Source organism: Acidihalobacter prosperus (genome assembly GCF_000754095.2).
Taxonomy (GTDB): Bacteria; Pseudomonadota; Gammaproteobacteria; order DSM-5130; family Acidihalobacteraceae; genus Acidihalobacter; species Acidihalobacter prosperus.
The window spans coordinates 917,173-932,042 of the sequence record NZ_JQSG02000006.1 but is presented as its reverse complement, the minus strand read 5'-3'; the positions used below and the strand labels follow the sequence as shown (position 1 = coordinate 932,042).

Genomic DNA, 14,870 nt, shown 5'->3' with positions numbered 1-14,870 from the left:
CCCGGCGTGCATCGCCCCGACACAATCGCGGCACGACCCCATACAGGCAGCGACATATGCGAATTCTGTTTGCGAGCAGCGAAGCCCACCCCCTGATCAAGACCGGCGGCCTGGCCGACGTCAGCGGCAGTCTGCCGGCAGCGCTGGCGGCCCTCGGCCACGACGTGCGCCTGATCCTGCCCGCCTATCCGGCCGTGCGGCGACAGGGACGCTGGCAGCCATTGAACACGCCGGCGATCGACGGCGCGCCTACCGGGACGAAACTGCTCTCCGGCACACTGCCCGGCACGCGGCTGCGCGTCTATCTGGTTGACGCCCCGCCCTATTTTGAGCGCGCCGGCGATCCCTACCGCGCACCCGACGGCCGCGACTGGCAGGACAATCACCTCCGTTTCGGCCTTTTCGGGCGCGTGATCGCCGCTCTCGGCCTCAACCAGGCCGGACTGCGCTGGCGGCCCGACGTGGTGCACTGCAACGACTGGCAGACGGGCCTCGTGCCCGCTCTGTTGCAGGGCCATCCCGAACGCCCGGCGACGGTGTTCACGATTCACAATCTCGCCTATCAGGGACTGTTCCCCGCGGAGACCCTGCAGGCGCTCGACCTGCCCGAAGCGCTTTGGCGCCCCGAAGCCCTGGAATTCTACGGGCAACTGTCCTTCATCAAGGGCGGCCTGGTTTTCGCCGACCGCATCACCACCGTCAGCCCGACCTATGCGCGCGAAATCCGCACGCCGCGCTTCGGCTACGGGCTCGATGGGCTGCTCGAACACCGCGCGGCGGTGCTCAGCGGCATCCTCAACGGCATCGACGACGACATCTGGAATCCGCACGGCGACCGCCATCTGCCTGCGTCCTGCGATCCGACCGAGGTCGCCGCCCGACGACGGTGCCGCGCGCAGCTATGCGCAACGGTCGGTCTCGACGACGCGCCCGATGCTCCGCCGCTGCTAGGACATATCGGCCGCCTGGTCGAACAAAAAGGCACCGATCTGATACTCGCCGCGCTCGAACCGCTGCTCGCACAGGGCCGGGTGCGCGCCGTGATACTCGGCAGCGGCGAACGGCGCTTCGAACAGGCGCTGACGGCCATGGCCGGCCGTCATCCCGAACGGCTGGCCGTGCGCGTCGGCTACGACGAAACGCTGGCCCACCACATCGAAGCCGGCGCCGACGCCTTCCTGATGCCCTCTCGCTTCGAGCCCTGCGGGTTGAATCAGATGTACAGCCTGCGCTACGGCACCCCGCCGCTCGCACACCGTACCGGCGGCCTCGCGGATACCGTGGTCGACGCCTCGCCGGACAATCTCGCGGCCGGCATCGCCAACGGCTTCCTCTTCGACACGCCAAGCGTGAAGGCCTTCGAACATGGACTCGGGCGCTTGCTCGAACTCTGGGGCACCCCGGCCTGGGAGACGCTGATACGCGTCGGCACACAGACGGATTTCAGCTGGACGCACAGCGCACAGCAATATTCAAATCTATACAAATCAATAAGCTATCAGGGCCACGCTTAACAAAGGCAATAAAATCCGTATAATTCGTGCCTCCGCGCCCACACCCGGATCGCCCTGCGCATGGCAATCCCGCCCTGCCAGACGATGCCGGACGCCATGAGCCATCCGACATGCCAGACACAGGAGTGAACCCCTCGGGGTCCTACGACAAGATACTGCGTGCCCGTGTGAAACTGCTGGGCGCGCTGCTCGGCGAGGTTCTGCGTACCCATGCCGGCCCTCGCGTCTATGCCGCGGTCGAAACCCTGCGCAAGGGATACATCAGCTTGCGTCACGAGGAGGACCCGCTCCGCCGCGCACGCCTGATGTCCTTCATCGGCCGCCTCGACGGCGACACGCTGGAAGAGGTGATACGCGCCTTCAGTACCTATTTCAGCCTGGTCAACATCGCCGAAGAGGATTTCGCCCATCGCTGGCGCCGTCAGCAGATCGACCGCGGCCTGCGTCTCTGGCAGGGGTCGTTCGCGCAGACGGTCGAGGAAATGCGCGAACATGGCGCCTCCGCCGAGCAGATGCAGGCCTTGCTGGACCGGCTCTGCTACAATCCGGTCATCACCGCACATCCGACCGAAGCCCGCCGGCGCACCATCATGGAAGCCCTGCGACGGGTCTTCCTCGCCAACGACCGGCTCAGTCTGCGGCGCTGGGGCAAGACCGAGCGTGACCGCATCATGGACCGCCTGCGCACCGAAATCCTCACGCTGTGGCGCACCGACGAAGTCCGCACGCGCCGCCCGGAGGTCCGTGACGAGATCGGCAACGGTCTCTACTACTTCCGCGAAAGTCTCTTCGAAGCCCTGCCCCTCACCTACCGCTACCTCGAGCAGGCGGTAAACCGCTGCTACGGCACCGGCGCGGTCCGCGTGCCGAGCTTCATTCGCTTCGGCTCCTGGATCGGCGGCGACCGCGACGGCAACCCCAACGTCAAGCCGGAAACCACCGCGCTGGCCGTGCGCCTGCAAATGCGAGAGATTCTGGAGGAATACCATCGCCGGCTGGTCGACCTCAGCAAACGCCTGACCCATTCCAGCCGCCTGTGCCAGCCATCGGCGGCCTTTCTCGCCAGCCTGGAACGGGACCGTGCGCACGGCGGCGAGGATTATGAAAACGAGACCCGGCGCCGCTTCGCCCACGAACCCTACCGGCGCAAGCTCTATACCATGCGCTACCGCCTGCGGCTGAACCTGGAGGCCGTGCGCAAACGGCTCGCCAACGAGACGCACACGGTCGCCGCCGGCGCCTACGGCGGCCCCGAAGAACTGCTCGCCGACCTGCATCTGATCCGCGAATCCCTGATCAGCCACGGCGACCATCTGATCGCCAACGCCGAACTGCAGGATCTGATCCGACTGGTCGAAACCTTCGGCTTTCACCTGCTGGGCCTGGACGTTCGCCAGGAATCCAGCGTGCACAGTCATACCGTGAATGCGATCGCCGCCCAGCTGTTCCCCGGCTGCGTCTACGCCTCGCTGGATGAATCGGCTCGCCAGCAGCGGCTGGCCGAGTGGCTCGCCGTGCCCGAACTGCCGCCGTTGCACGCGGCATCGCTCGACGAGCGCAGCCTGGAAACCCTGGAAACGATGCACACGATTGCGCGGCTTCGACAAGAAGCCGGCAACGAGGCCTTCGGCAGCTACGTCATTTCGATGACGCATGCCGCGAGCCATGTCCTCGAAGTGCTGTTCCTCGCACGGCTGGCCGGACTGTGTGGCCCCGCGGGGGGGCAGGAACGCTTCTGCCACTTGCGCATCGCACCGCTGTTCGAAACCATCGAGGATCTGGAGCACACCGAGACGGTGCTGGCGCAACTCTTCGACATCGCCGTATACCGCGACATGTTGAGGGCTTCCGGCAACATCCAGGAAGTGATGTTGGGCTATTCCGATTCGTGCAAGGACGGCGGCATCCTCGCCTCCACCTGGGGCCTGTACGCGGCGCAGAAGAAGATTCTCGGCATCACCCAGCGCCACCAAGTGCGCTGCCGCCTGTTCCACGGCCGTGGAGGCACCGTCGGCCGCGGCGGCGGCCCGACCCACGAATCGATCATGGCGCAACCGCCCGGCACGGTACAGGGACAGATCAAGTTCACCGAGCAGGGCGAAGTGCTTTACTACCGCTACGGCAACCCCGAAACGGCCATCTACGAACTGACCATGGGCTGCACCGGCCTGATGAAGGCCAGCCTCAGCCTGATCCAGGAAGTCGCCCAGGACCGCCCGCCTTACCTGGAAGTGGCCGCCGCGCTCGGCGAATACGGCGAAAACGCCTATCGCGATCTGGTCGATCGCACCCCCGGTCTGCTCGACTATTTCTACGAGGTCACGCCGGTCAGCGAAATCGGCCAGCTCAACATCGGCTCGCGCCCCTCCCACCGCAGCAAGGGCGACCGCAGCAAGCGTTCGATCCGCGCCATTCCCTGGGTCTTCGGCTGGGCACAGTCCCGCCACACCATTCCGGCGTGGTTCGGCATCGGGTCGGCACTGGCGCGCTGGCGCGGCGACGACCCCGAACGTCTCGCCTGTCTGCGCCGGATGTACGCCGAATGGCCCTTCTTCCGCTCGCTGCTGTCCAACACCCAGATGTCGCTGTACAAGGCCGACATGCGCATCGCGCGCGAATACACCGCCCTGAGCCGGCACTCCGAGCAGGCGCAGCTGATCCACGATCGCATACGCGAGGAATACGAGCGCACGGTGAGCGAAACCCTGCTGGTCATCGAGAGCGACACCCTGCTGGCGGAAAATCCGACGCTGGCCCTGTCGCTCACGCGGCGCGATCCCTATCTGGACCCGCTCAACCACATCCAGATCACCCTGCTCAAGCGTGTACGCGACGAAACCCAGGCCGATGAAACCCGCAACCATTGGCTCAGCCCGCTGCTGCGTACCATCAACGCGATCGCCACCGGCCAGCGCAACACCGGCTAGCCGGGCAGGCGGCCGCGCGTCCGCCGGTCGGGTCCGACGGACGCTACCAGACGAGGTCGTCCGGGATCGGGTGGTCCCGGTAGGCCGGATCCTCCTCGTCGCTGCGCGCATCCGCGCGGATCACTTCCGCCTTCGGATCGAGCGCCAGCAACGCGTCCACCTGTGCGGCATCGATCACGTAATAACGCTCGTTGCGCGGCACGATCACGAGCACCCCGCCGGTCAGCCCGGTACGCTGCTCCGGCGTCACCCATATCTTGCGCACGGCCGTTCCTTCCTGGAAGTGATAGGGCGTCTCGCCGCCAGCGGCGTTGACCCGTTGTTCGCGCAGGAAACGCCTGACCGCCTCGCGCTGGGATTTGTCCAGATGGGCATGCGGACTCGGCGTCTGCGCGGGGTTGGCCTTCTTCGCGGCGCGCCCGCCGCCTGCGGAGCTGGCCGCGGGCCTCGATGCCGCCACGGCGGCGGGCGGCTTGCGGCGCCGCGTCCCGCCTTCGGCGCGGCGATCGCCTTGCGGTGAGCGTTTGCGTTCGCCTCCGGCACGCTTGGCGTTGCGCCCCGTCGGCTCGCCTTTCGGCTTGTCGTCGGCCGCCTTGACCTGATCTTCCGTCACCAGCCCAGCCTTGAGCAACTGGTCGCGCAGCGCGTTGTTCATGCAAACATCCTCACCATGATCCTTCAAGATTCGCTTCGAAGGGTGCGTAGACACCGCCCGTAACCCTGCCGAGGCGCAGATAATACAATGCCCCCGATCGACTGGAAGGCGCATGCGGCGTTTCCGGCGGCAGCCTCAGCCAGCCACCTGGCACCAGTTCCGCATCCGTCACGTGCAATGAACCATCAAGCACGAAATATTCCACCTCCGCAGGGAAACACAGCTCGGACAGGACCGAGCCCGGTGCCAAACGTGCCAAGGCCACGTATTCGGGGAACCCGGCCTCGCGATACAACGGCTGCAACTTCAAACCCGCCGCGCTTGCCGCCCGCCAAGGCGCAGTGCGCGTCTGCACCTGCAGACGCGCACGCCCGCCGCCCGGATATTGACGCAGGCGCACCAGAATGTCGCAACCAGGCTCGGAGCTTGGCGCATGCGTATAGCCTTCCGGATTGAGTAGCCAGGTGCCCGCCGGATAATCCCCGTGCTCGTCCGAAAACACGCCGTCAAGCACCAGGATTTCCTCCCCGGCCGGATGCGCGTGCGAACGAAAACGCCCGCCCGGCGCATAGCGCACCACGCCGGTCACCGGCCCGAATTCGCCGCCTTCTCGGTAAAAAGGCTTACGCCAGACCGTACCGCTGGGGCTCGGCTGCCACACCATGCTGGCGCTGTCGACCCGGGCGCGCCGCGCCGGATCCGCGTTGATGTCGTGCTGCGGCGGCGATGCGCTCATGCCTGGCCGTCTCCGGGGCTGACGGGCGGCAGCAGCGTGTCCGCCAGAGACAGAGCGTTGTTGATGCAATCGCCGACGGCGACGCCGCCGCGCCAGTTGGCCGCGACCTGAAGCCCCGGCAGCCCGTTCAGGCCCTGCGCGATGTTTGCCATGCGATCGAGATGTCCAACCGTGTACTGCGGTATCGCCCTCGGCCATCGGCTTACCTCGCTGAACACCGGCGCACCGGTCAAGCCGAGCAATGGACCGAGATCGTCGACCGCGGTCGCGATCAACGCCGCGTCGTCACGCGCCGTGGCGGCCGGATTGCGGGCGCCGCCGATGAAGGCGGTCAACAGCACGCGTCCCGGGGGGGCCCGATCCGGAAAGAGCGTGGACGAAAACAGCACGCCCAGCGTTTCGCATCCTTCGCGACTCGGAATCAGCAGACCGAAACCATCCAGCGGGTGGCGGACCTGTTCGCGCGCAAACCCAAGCGCCAGACTGACCACGCCCGGATATTCGATTTCACGCAGCTGGGCGGCAAGCCTGCCATCGAATGGATCGAGCAGATCGGCAGCCGCGAAGCTGGGCACGGCCAGCACCAGCGTCTCGCCCGTTTCGGCCCCTTGCGACGTCTCGGCAACCCAGTGGCGATCCGTGCGCCGCAGGGCATGCACCGGCCGCGAAACGAGCAGGTCATCGCCCATGGCCTCGGCCAGCGCATCGGTCAACTCGCCGATGCCCTCACGGAAACTGATCATCCGCCCTTTCGGCACGGGGCCGCTGGCCCGCCCTTGGCGCGCGCGTCTGAGTGCGCCGCGAAACAGCGACCCGGCTTCCGCCTCGAGGGCATGGATACGGCCGGTGGCCGCGCGCACCGACAGGCGTTCGGGATCTCCGGCATAGACGCCGGACACGAAGGGATCGACCGCCCAATCGAGAAATTCCGGGCCCAGTCTCCGCCTGACGAAACGGGCAACGCTCTCGTCATGCTCGGCGCGCGCACGCCAGGGTTCGCTCAACAGGCGCAGCTTGGCCCCCAGGCTGAACAGCGGCGTGCGCACGAAGGCCATCAGGCTTGTGGGCAAAGCAATGACACGCCCGGCGCGCACCACATAGCGACGCTGCGCGAGGGTATTGGCCTCGACCACACGCTCGCCCAGGCCAAGCGCATCGATCAGGCGTCCCAGGCCTTCGCCGCGGTCGAGCAGCGAATTGGGGCCGGCATCCAGCAGGAAACCGTCGCGACGTCGGCTGCGGATCTTGCCGCCCGCCAACGCATCCGCCTCCAGCAGCCGAACGCGTGCGCCGCGCCGACGCAGTGTCCAGGCCACCGTCAGCCCGGAAATACCTGCGCCGACGATAAGAAAATCGTTCATGCAGCGATCATCAGGGGTATCCGCGAAGCCCCCTTGTACCCGATTCCGGACCGACTTGCCAAGCCGCTAGCGGCTGGCATCTTTCGCCGCCCTCGTTCTACACTGCTCAGCCAGCGCCCAAGCGCCAGCGACCGCCACACGACCGCCACACGACCGCGCCGAACATGACTGCAACGCCCCCCCTAGGCTGGCTGGAACACTGGGAATTTCGCCGCTCGCAACGTGCGCGGCGGCTGCGTATCAGCGTATCGCCCCGGCGCGGCGTGGTGGTCACCGTGCCGCACGGCATCAGCCAGGCCCATGCGCTGCATTTCGTCGAATCGCAACGCCAGTGGATCGAGCGGCAACTCGCGCGTCTGCCGCTGCCGGCACGACCCGGACCGCCCGAACGCCTGCTACTGCCGGCCGCCGGACTCGACCTGCAGGTGCATGCGGAACCCGTCGACCGGAACGCGCGCACCCCGCCGCGGCTACTGGAAACGACCGATGGCCTGCGACTTCGCGGCGACTGGCGCACGCAAGATGCCTGGCACGACCTACTCAGCGCCTGGCTACGCAAGCGTGCGCGCACCGTTCTGCATCCGCTCCTGTCCGCGCAGGCCAAGTCGATGGGACTGCGGCATGGGCGCCTGAGCGTGCGTCTGCAACGCAGCCGCTGGGGCAGTTGCAACCGCCACGGCGATATCAGCCTCAATGCCAAGCTTCTGCTGCTGAGTCCCGCCCTGATGCGGCACGTCGTCATTCACGAACTGGCGCATATCCGCCACCTGGATCATTCACCCGCCTTCTGGGCGGTCGTCGCGGAAGCCGACCCGGCATGGCGCGAACACCGGCGCGCCCTGTATCGTGCCGCGGCGATGTTGCCGGGCTGGCTGGAGCGCGCCCCCACTCATCCCCCATCGGGAGTCAAAGCATGACAAAAACCCTCTTCGTCACCGGCGCGACCTCAGGCTTCGGTGAGGCCATTGCCCGTCGTTTCGCGGAAGCCGGATGGCGCGTGGTCGCCAGCGGGCGGCGACGCGAGCGACTGCAGGCACTGGCCGCCTCCCTACCCCCGGATCGCGTGCTGCCACTCGTACTTGATGTCCGCGACCGCGACGCGGTGGCAGACGCCGTGGCCGGACTGCCGGGCGCCTACGCCGAGATCGACGTACTGGTCAACAATGCGGGCCTCGCGCTCGGGCTGGGGCCGGCTCAACGGGCCGACCTGGACGAATGGGAACAAATGGTCGACACCAACGTCAAAGGACTGATGAGCGTCACCCGCATGCTCCTGCCCGGCATGGTCGAGCGCGGATGCGGACACGTCGTGAACCTCGGTTCGGTCGCGGCCAGCTGGCCCTATCCCGGCGGCAACTGCTATGGCGCCACCAAGGCCTTCGTACAGCAGTTCTCGCGCAACCTGAGATCGGACCTGCTAGGTACGGGCGTACGCGTGACCAATATCGAACCCGGCATGGCCGAGACCGAATTCTCATTGGTGCGTTTCAAGGGCGATGCCGAGCAGGCCGGCTCGGTCTATTCGGGCACGCGACCGCTGCTCGCCGAGGACATTGCCGAGGCCGTGCACTGGGTCACGACCCAGCCGTCACATGTAAACATCAATGTTCTGGAAATCATGCCCACGGATCAGGCATGGGGACCCTTCGCGGTCCATCGCGAGGGGCGTTGACCGAGAACGCTATTCGGTCACGTTTTCGGCCTTGCCGTCGCCTTCGTCACCCTCTTCCCGGCGGCGGCGGCTCTTGCTGCGATACACCACATTGACCGGCTTGCGCGCGCCCGGCGCCACGGAGAATCCGTAGTCCGCGGAATACTGTACCGGTTCGTTCGGCTGCGGGCCTCGCGGTTCCACCGGCGCGGCCTTGGCCGCGCCGCCCGGCCCTGAAGCGTAATCGCTCGGGAAACGGACATCGGAAGGTCTCCGGCCTCGGCCGCCCTGCCCCTGGGCGCCGCCGGCCACCCGGCGCCCCGGACCGCGCAGACCGCCCTTGGCGGCTTTGCCGTTGCTGCCTTTGCCGCCCTGAGCCTGCCCGGACGATCCCTGCCCGCCGGACTTCTGCCCGCCGCCCTGCCGGGGCGTTCTCGGCCCTCTCGGCGGTTTGGCCGAGGCACCCGGCTTGCCGTTGCCGCCCTGGGCGCCATTGCCGACCGTCCCTGAGCGCCGCGCACCGCGCGACGAGGACTTGGCTCTCGGCGTACGTCCGCGGGGGCGCTCGCCATCCGCGGCCAGACTGGCCGGCTGCCGGTCGTCTTCCTCGAATGCATCCTCGTCTTCTTGCGTCACCCTGCCCGCGGATGCCGTATCGGCGATTGGCTGGGGAAGCGGGTCGCCTTGCCCCACAGATTCGGCATCCTGCGTCAAGCGGGCGGCCAGCAGTCCGACTGCGTCGTTGGGTGCATCGGACAGGATCATCGTCTGATCGAGTTGCTCCCCGCCGGCGTCGACGATGCTATACACTTCGCTGCCCAGTCCCATATCGAGCATCTGGTCGGCCTTGTCGAGCAGCAGCAGGCGCAGTCGTTCGAAAGGGACACGGCCACGACGGATATGATCCATGAGTCGCCCCGGCGTCGCCACGAGAATATCCAGTGGGCGCCGCAGCAGCTGATGCTGGGTCGGATACGGGCGCCCCCCGACCACCGTGCCGAAACGCAGACGGGTATCGTGCCCGAGCTGCTTGATCATGCGTCCGATCTGCATGGCCTGGTCGCGCGTCGGCGCGAGGATCAGTGCGCGTGGGCCGCGTCCCTCGGGAGGCTGCTGCGTCAGGAGAAGCTGCATCAACCCGAGGAGATAGCCCGTGGTCCCGCCGCTACCGGCCGGCGTCACGGCCAGCACGTCGCGGCCGCCGGTGACGGCGGCAATCAGCCGGGACTGCATCTCGTTAGGGGCGACCAGGCCGATTTCCTCGGCCGCGGCCAGCAAGGGAGCCGCCAGTGTCAGGTCTGCAAATGATTCTGCCAAGATAGCTTTCCTCTTTCCTAGCGATCACCCGCGGGGACAGGTCATCCCCGGGCCGCCGCTTTCGACGGCGCGCCGGACAGGCTTACGCCATGGGCGGTTTGGCTCGCGATACGACGGGAACACGCATTCACCCGGCCGGCGACCGCCGACATCCGGTGGATGGATTGCCCGAACAGGTTTCGAAGTCTTTCATTCGCCTTAAAATTCAAAAGACGCTTCGGTTCCACGGACGCGGAGGTTGCGAACGGCCCAGGCTGCAACCATGATCGGCGGGTCTCGTGGATCAATCACCCGACACGGCGTCGATGGACGCCGGACTGGGACGGGTATGGCGGACAAATCTAGTCAACGCGAAAAACGCACTGTTTGAGCCGCGCACTATACGCCCCCACTGCGACGATCACCAGCCATACGCCATTGGCCAATGATCGATTGGACTTGGCGTCCTCTGGATGGGTGCCTGTCGGCCTGCGATCAAGCGTTTGCCGCCGATTCCAGGGTCTCCCAGCGTTCGAAGGCGACTTCGAGTTCGCCTTCGATGCGCTCCAGGCGCAGGCGTCTTTCGCGCACGGCCTCCGCATCGCGGTAAATATCGGGGTCGGCCAGCGAAGTTTCAAGGCTGGCCTTTTCCGACTCAAGCGCGGCGATCTTCTCGGGCAGACTGTCGAGCTCCTTCTGATCCTTATAGCTCAATTTGCGCGAAGGCTTCGCCGGCGCCGATCGGGCGGCCGTGCCGCCGCTTCGGATGACCGTCGCCGGCTCGACCGTCGTCTGCGGACGTTGGCGCAGCCAATCCTGATAGCCGCCCACATACTCGACGAAACGCCCGTCGCCCTCGAAGGCCAGGGTGCTGGTCACCACGTTGTCGAGAAACACGCGGTCGTGACTGACGAGGATCAGGGTGCCTGCGTATTCGACGAGCAGTCCTTCGAGCAGCTCCAGGGTTTCGACGTCGAGATCGTTGGTCGGTTCGTCCATGATCAGCAGGTTGGCCGGGCGAGTGAACAGCTTGGCCAGCAACAGGCGGTTGCGCTCGCCGCCCGAAAGCGCGCGGATCGGCGTGCGCGCACGCGCCGGACTGAACAGGAAATCCTGCAGATAGCCCATGATGTGCTTGGACTGGCCGTTCACGGTGACCTGGGTGCTGCCCTCGCCCACCGCGTCCACCACCGTGCTTTCCGGATCGAGCTGTTCGCGCTGCTGGTCGAAATAGGCCACGGACAACTGCGTGCCGAGACGCACATGGCCGGCATCCGGCTGCAGGGCGCCGGTGAGCAGCCGCAGCAACGTGGTCTTGCCGGCGCCGTTGGGACCGATGATGCCGAGCTTGTCGCCGCGCAGCAGCGTCAGGTTCAGATCGCGCACGATGGTGCGTCCGCCCAGCGCGATGCTCGCGCCTTCGGCCTCGGCCACCAGTTTGCCGGAAGTACCACCGGCATCCACCGCCAAGCGAGCCTGCCCGGTACGCACCCGGCGCTCCCGATGCTCCTCGCGCATCGCCTTGAGCGCCCGCACCCGGCCTTCGTTGCGGGTGCGCCGGGCCTTGATGCCCTGGCGTATCCAGGCCTCCTCGATACCGAGGCGGCGGTCGAATTCGGCGGCCTGGGCGGCCTCGACCTCAAGGTCCTCGGCCTTGCGCCGCACGTATTCCCGATAGCCGCAGGCGTAACGGGTCAGCTTGCCGCGGTCGAGATCGAGCACGGCGGTCGCCAGGGCGTCGGCGAAGGCGCGGTCGTGCGTGACCAACATGACCGCACCGGGGAAATTGCGCAGGAAATCCTCCAGCCACTCGATGGCCTCGATATCGAGGTGGTTGGTCGGCTCGTCGAGCAGCAGCAACTCGGGATCCGTCACCAGCGCGCGACCGAGCAGGACGCGCCGCTTGAGGCCGCCGGAGAGGGCCTCGAAGGCGGCCTCGCCGGGCAGATCCAGGCGCGACACGACCGCATCCACGCGCGCCCCGAGGTTCCAGCCGTCCTGCGCCTCCAGGGCGTGCTGCACGCGTTCCAGGCGAGTCAGGTCGTCTTCCCCTGCGCCGTTGCCCAGGGACTCGCTCAGGCGATGGTATTCGGCCAGCAGCGCGCCCAGTTCGCCCAGGCCGTCGGCGATCACCTCGTACACGCTGCCGCGAACGTCGCGCGGGATTTCCTGTCCAAGATAGGCGACGCGCAGACTGCCTAGACGCACGATCTCGCCGTCGTCGGCCTGCAGTTCGCCGGCGATCAGGCGCATCAGCGTCGACTTGCCCGCGCCGTTGCGCCCGACCAGGCACAGGCGTTCCTGCGGATCGATGCCCAGATCGACGCGATCGAGCAACGGCGCGCCACCCAGGGTCAGGGTGACGGCTCGCAAAGTCAGCAAAGGCATAGGGAAGAATCTCGGAAATAGCGCGTAAGGTGGCACATCTTAGCAGACCGCGCGTCTGCTGCCGCCCACCCCGAAAACCGCAACCCGGACGCCAGTCCGAAGGGAGCCATCCGATGTCCGCACAGCGTTTGCATCCTCACCCGCTGCATCCCGGCACAACCGTGGTGCCCTGGGACAGCGGCCAACCCGAGCGGGTAGCCGTCGACGGCCCGGCGCGCGAGGTCATGACCGACCTCCGGCGCGTCAAGGCCGTGACCACGGTCGCCGGCGCGACGCTCGACAGTGCTCATCAGCGCATGATCCACACCAGCGTACGTCTGCTGCTGGTGCTCGACCGCAACGACACCGTCGCCGGACTGATCACCGCCACCGACCTGCTCGGCGAAAAACCCATGGCGGTTGCAGCTCGCGAGCACATCTCCCATGACCAGCTGAGGGTGGAACACATCATGACGCCGGCCAGCGAAATCCAGGTCATGGATCTGCGCGAGGTCGAACAGGCACGCGTGGCGGATGTGGTCGCCGCGCTGCGCGAGTCGGGTCGCCAGCATGCGCTGGTTTCGGAGCAGGATGCGCGCGGCCGACATGCCGTATGCGGCGTGTTCTCGCTCAAACAGATCGGCAGACAACTCGGCGCCCGCCTCGAACCCACCGGCATCGCGCAGAGCGTGGCCGAACTGGAGCATCTGATCCACCACTAAGGCCGCTCCCGATCTGCAGGAAGCGCTCGCTCAGTCCCAGACGAAGCTGCTCATCGACAGGGTGCCGAACACGAAGGAACGGTGGAGCACGCGCCCCCGTGGCGCATGAGCCGCACCGAGCGCCACCGGCAGCGGCAGATAGTGCTCCGGCGTGGGGTGGTTGTGCCGCGCCTCGGGCGCCTGCGTCAGATAAGCGGTCAGTGCATCCGCATCTCCCGCCTCGACGGCAGTGGCCAGCCAGTCGTCGAAACCCGCGGCGTAGGCCGCGGGGGGATCGTCGTCCGGCGGCATGCGCAGGTCGCGCAGGTTGTGCGTGGCGCCACCGCTCGCCAGCATCATGACACCTTCGTCGCGCAAGCCGCGTAGCGCGCGCCCCAGACGCAGATGGTGGGCGGCATCCAGCGACGGCTGCACCGACAGCTGGACCACGGGTATCGCGGCTTGCGGATACATCAACATCAACGGTACCCAGGCGCCATGATCGAGCCCGCGCGCACCGTCCACCATTGCCTCGAAACCCGCCTCTCGCAGCAGCCCGCGGGCCTGCGCCGCCAGGGCGGGGTCGCCGGGCGCGGCATATCGCTGTTCGTACAGTTGCGGCGGAAAGTTATAAAAATCATGAATGGTGCCCGGCTGCGTTGCGCCGCCGAGCACCGGCTGCGCGGTTTCCCAATGCGCCGACACGCACAGTATGGCCCGGGGACGGTACTGCGTGCCCAGCGCGCGCAAAGCCTCGCGCGCGGGCCCCGGCTCGAAGGGCATCATCGGCGAACCGTGCGAGACGAATAGACTGGGTGCGCGTGTAGTCATGACATCACCTCGGGATCGAAGGCGTACGACGACGGAGTCTTGCGTCAGATCGTTTCGCAGCAAGATACACGACGCGCGGATGCGGGCAAATCGTCCAGCATCAGCGCTCATCTACCCGGTTCCGCCAGTGCCGACCTGACACGGCCTGCTTCAGGCAGAGCGGTGACCGATCAAGGCCAGCCGGACGCCCAGCCCGACCAGGACCGAGCCGAGCAGGCGCTGCAGCCAGCGTGAAGCGCGCGCATTGCCGCGCAGCGTTCGGGTCAGTCGCGACGCGAGCAGCATGGCGGCGGATTCCACCACCACGGCAACCGCGATCACCAGCACGCCGAGCAGCATGATCTGGGCCGACACGTGCCCGGCTTCCGGGCGTACGAACTGCGGCAGGAATGCCAGAAAGAAGATCGCCGCCTTGGGATTCAGCAGGTCCACCGCCACACCCTGGCGGTACGCCATCCATGGCGTGACGCGCCTGTCATGTTTCTGCTCCTTGTCCAGCACCGGCGCCTGCGCACGCCACGCGCGCAGTCCGAGGTATACCAGGTAGGCCGCGCCGACGTACTTCACCACCGCAAAGGCGACGTCCGAGGCGGCCAGCAGGGCCGCCAGACCCAACGCGGCGGCCGACACGTGCACCAGGGCGCCGGTCCAGATACCCAGCAGCGACGCGAAACCGACCCTGCGGCCTTCCGCCACCGTCCGCGACAGGACGTAGATCAGATCCGGTCCCGGCGAGATGTTGATCGCCAGCGCGGCAGTAAAGAACAGCACCCAGTAAGACGAGTCAGTGATCAACTGCGATTCCCGGTCGACTCGGTTTGAACATGAATG

Annotated in this window: 12 protein-coding genes; 5 read left to right on the top strand and 7 right to left on the bottom strand. The window is 66.8% G+C overall.

Going from position 1 to position 14,870, the window contains the following annotated elements:
• Positions 1–56 precede the first annotated feature (56 nt).
• Positions 57–1,514: a glycogen synthase GlgA gene (gene glgA, locus THPRO_RS15140; RefSeq protein ID WP_038091209.1), complete on the top strand. Its 1,458-nt coding sequence runs from the start codon at positions 57–59 to the stop codon at positions 1,512–1,514.
• Between the two features lie 110 nt (positions 1,515–1,624).
• A complete protein-coding gene (gene ppc, locus THPRO_RS15135) occupies positions 1,625–4,441 on the top strand; it encodes a phosphoenolpyruvate carboxylase (RefSeq protein ID WP_065089828.1) in 2,817 nt (938 codons plus the stop codon).
• A 43-nt stretch (positions 4,442–4,484) separates the two neighbouring features.
• Here the strand turns inward: ppc and THPRO_RS15130 are convergent, their stop codons facing one another.
• Genes THPRO_RS15130 through hemG form a run of 3 tightly spaced genes read right to left on the bottom strand, consistent with a single transcriptional unit; the run spans position 4,485 to position 7,193 of the window.
• Positions 4,485–5,096, bottom strand: a complete 612-nt coding sequence (locus THPRO_RS15130) for a DUF2058 family protein (protein ID WP_038091208.1) — start codon at positions 5,094–5,096, stop codon at positions 4,485–4,487.
• A gap of 10 nt (positions 5,097–5,106) precedes the next feature.
• Positions 5,107–5,832, bottom strand: a complete 726-nt coding sequence (locus tag THPRO_RS15125; RefSeq protein ID WP_038091207.1) for a cupin domain-containing protein — start codon at positions 5,830–5,832, stop codon at positions 5,107–5,109.
• Entirely contained in the window at positions 5,829–7,193 is a 1,365-nt protein-coding gene (hemG, locus tag THPRO_RS15120) for a protoporphyrinogen oxidase (protein WP_038091206.1), read from the bottom strand. The genes THPRO_RS15125 and hemG overlap by 4 nt, the downstream gene beginning before the upstream one ends.
• A 164-nt stretch (positions 7,194–7,357) precedes the next feature.
• Here hemG and THPRO_RS15115 point away from each other — a divergent pair, with 164 nt between their 5' ends.
• Together THPRO_RS15115 and THPRO_RS15110 are read left to right on the top strand one after the other, a co-directional pair.
• Complete coding sequence (locus THPRO_RS15115) at positions 7,358–8,110, top strand: M48 family metallopeptidase (RefSeq protein WP_065089827.1); 753 nt, start codon at positions 7,358–7,360, stop codon at positions 8,108–8,110.
• Positions 8,107–8,865 carry an SDR family oxidoreductase gene (locus THPRO_RS15110; RefSeq protein ID WP_065089826.1) on the top strand — a complete coding sequence of 253 codons (759 nt, stop codon included), beginning with the start codon at positions 8,107–8,109 and terminating at the stop codon, positions 8,863–8,865. Before THPRO_RS15115 ends, THPRO_RS15110 begins: the two co-directional genes overlap by 4 nt.
• Positions 8,866–8,874: 9 nt before the next feature.
• On the opposite strand, the gene THPRO_RS15105 is transcribed toward THPRO_RS15110, so the two are convergent.
• Together THPRO_RS15105 and THPRO_RS15100 are read right to left on the bottom strand one after the other, a co-directional pair.
• The gene (locus THPRO_RS15105) at positions 8,875–10,161 is read right to left on the bottom strand and encodes a DEAD/DEAH box helicase family protein (protein ID WP_145930883.1); all 1,287 of its coding nucleotides are present in this window, start codon (positions 10,159–10,161) and stop codon (positions 8,875–8,877) included.
• Positions 10,162–10,635: 474 nt separating this feature from the next.
• On the bottom strand, positions 10,636–12,528 hold the full coding sequence (locus THPRO_RS15100; RefSeq protein WP_038091204.1) for an ATP-binding cassette domain-containing protein: 1,893 nt from the start codon (positions 12,526–12,528) through the stop codon (positions 10,636–10,638).
• A 113-nt stretch (positions 12,529–12,641) separates the two neighbouring features.
• Between THPRO_RS15100 and THPRO_RS15095 the strand changes: the two genes are divergently transcribed.
• Positions 12,642–13,229 (top strand): CBS domain-containing protein, encoded by a 588-nt coding sequence (locus THPRO_RS15095; RefSeq protein WP_038091200.1) that lies wholly within the window; start codon positions 12,642–12,644, stop codon positions 13,227–13,229.
• A 30-nt stretch (positions 13,230–13,259) separates the two neighbouring features.
• On the opposite strand, the gene THPRO_RS15090 is transcribed toward THPRO_RS15095, so the two are convergent.
• Together THPRO_RS15090 and THPRO_RS15085 are read right to left on the bottom strand one after the other, a co-directional pair.
• Positions 13,260–14,039 carry a DODA-type extradiol aromatic ring-opening family dioxygenase gene (locus THPRO_RS15090; protein WP_038091191.1) on the bottom strand — a complete coding sequence of 260 codons (780 nt, stop codon included), beginning with the start codon at positions 14,037–14,039 and terminating at the stop codon, positions 13,260–13,262.
• A 150-nt stretch (positions 14,040–14,189) separates the two neighbouring features.
• Positions 14,190–14,834, bottom strand: a complete 645-nt coding sequence (locus tag THPRO_RS15085) for a LysE family translocator (RefSeq protein ID WP_201787007.1) — start codon at positions 14,832–14,834, stop codon at positions 14,190–14,192.
• Positions 14,835–14,870: the final 36 nt, after the last annotated feature.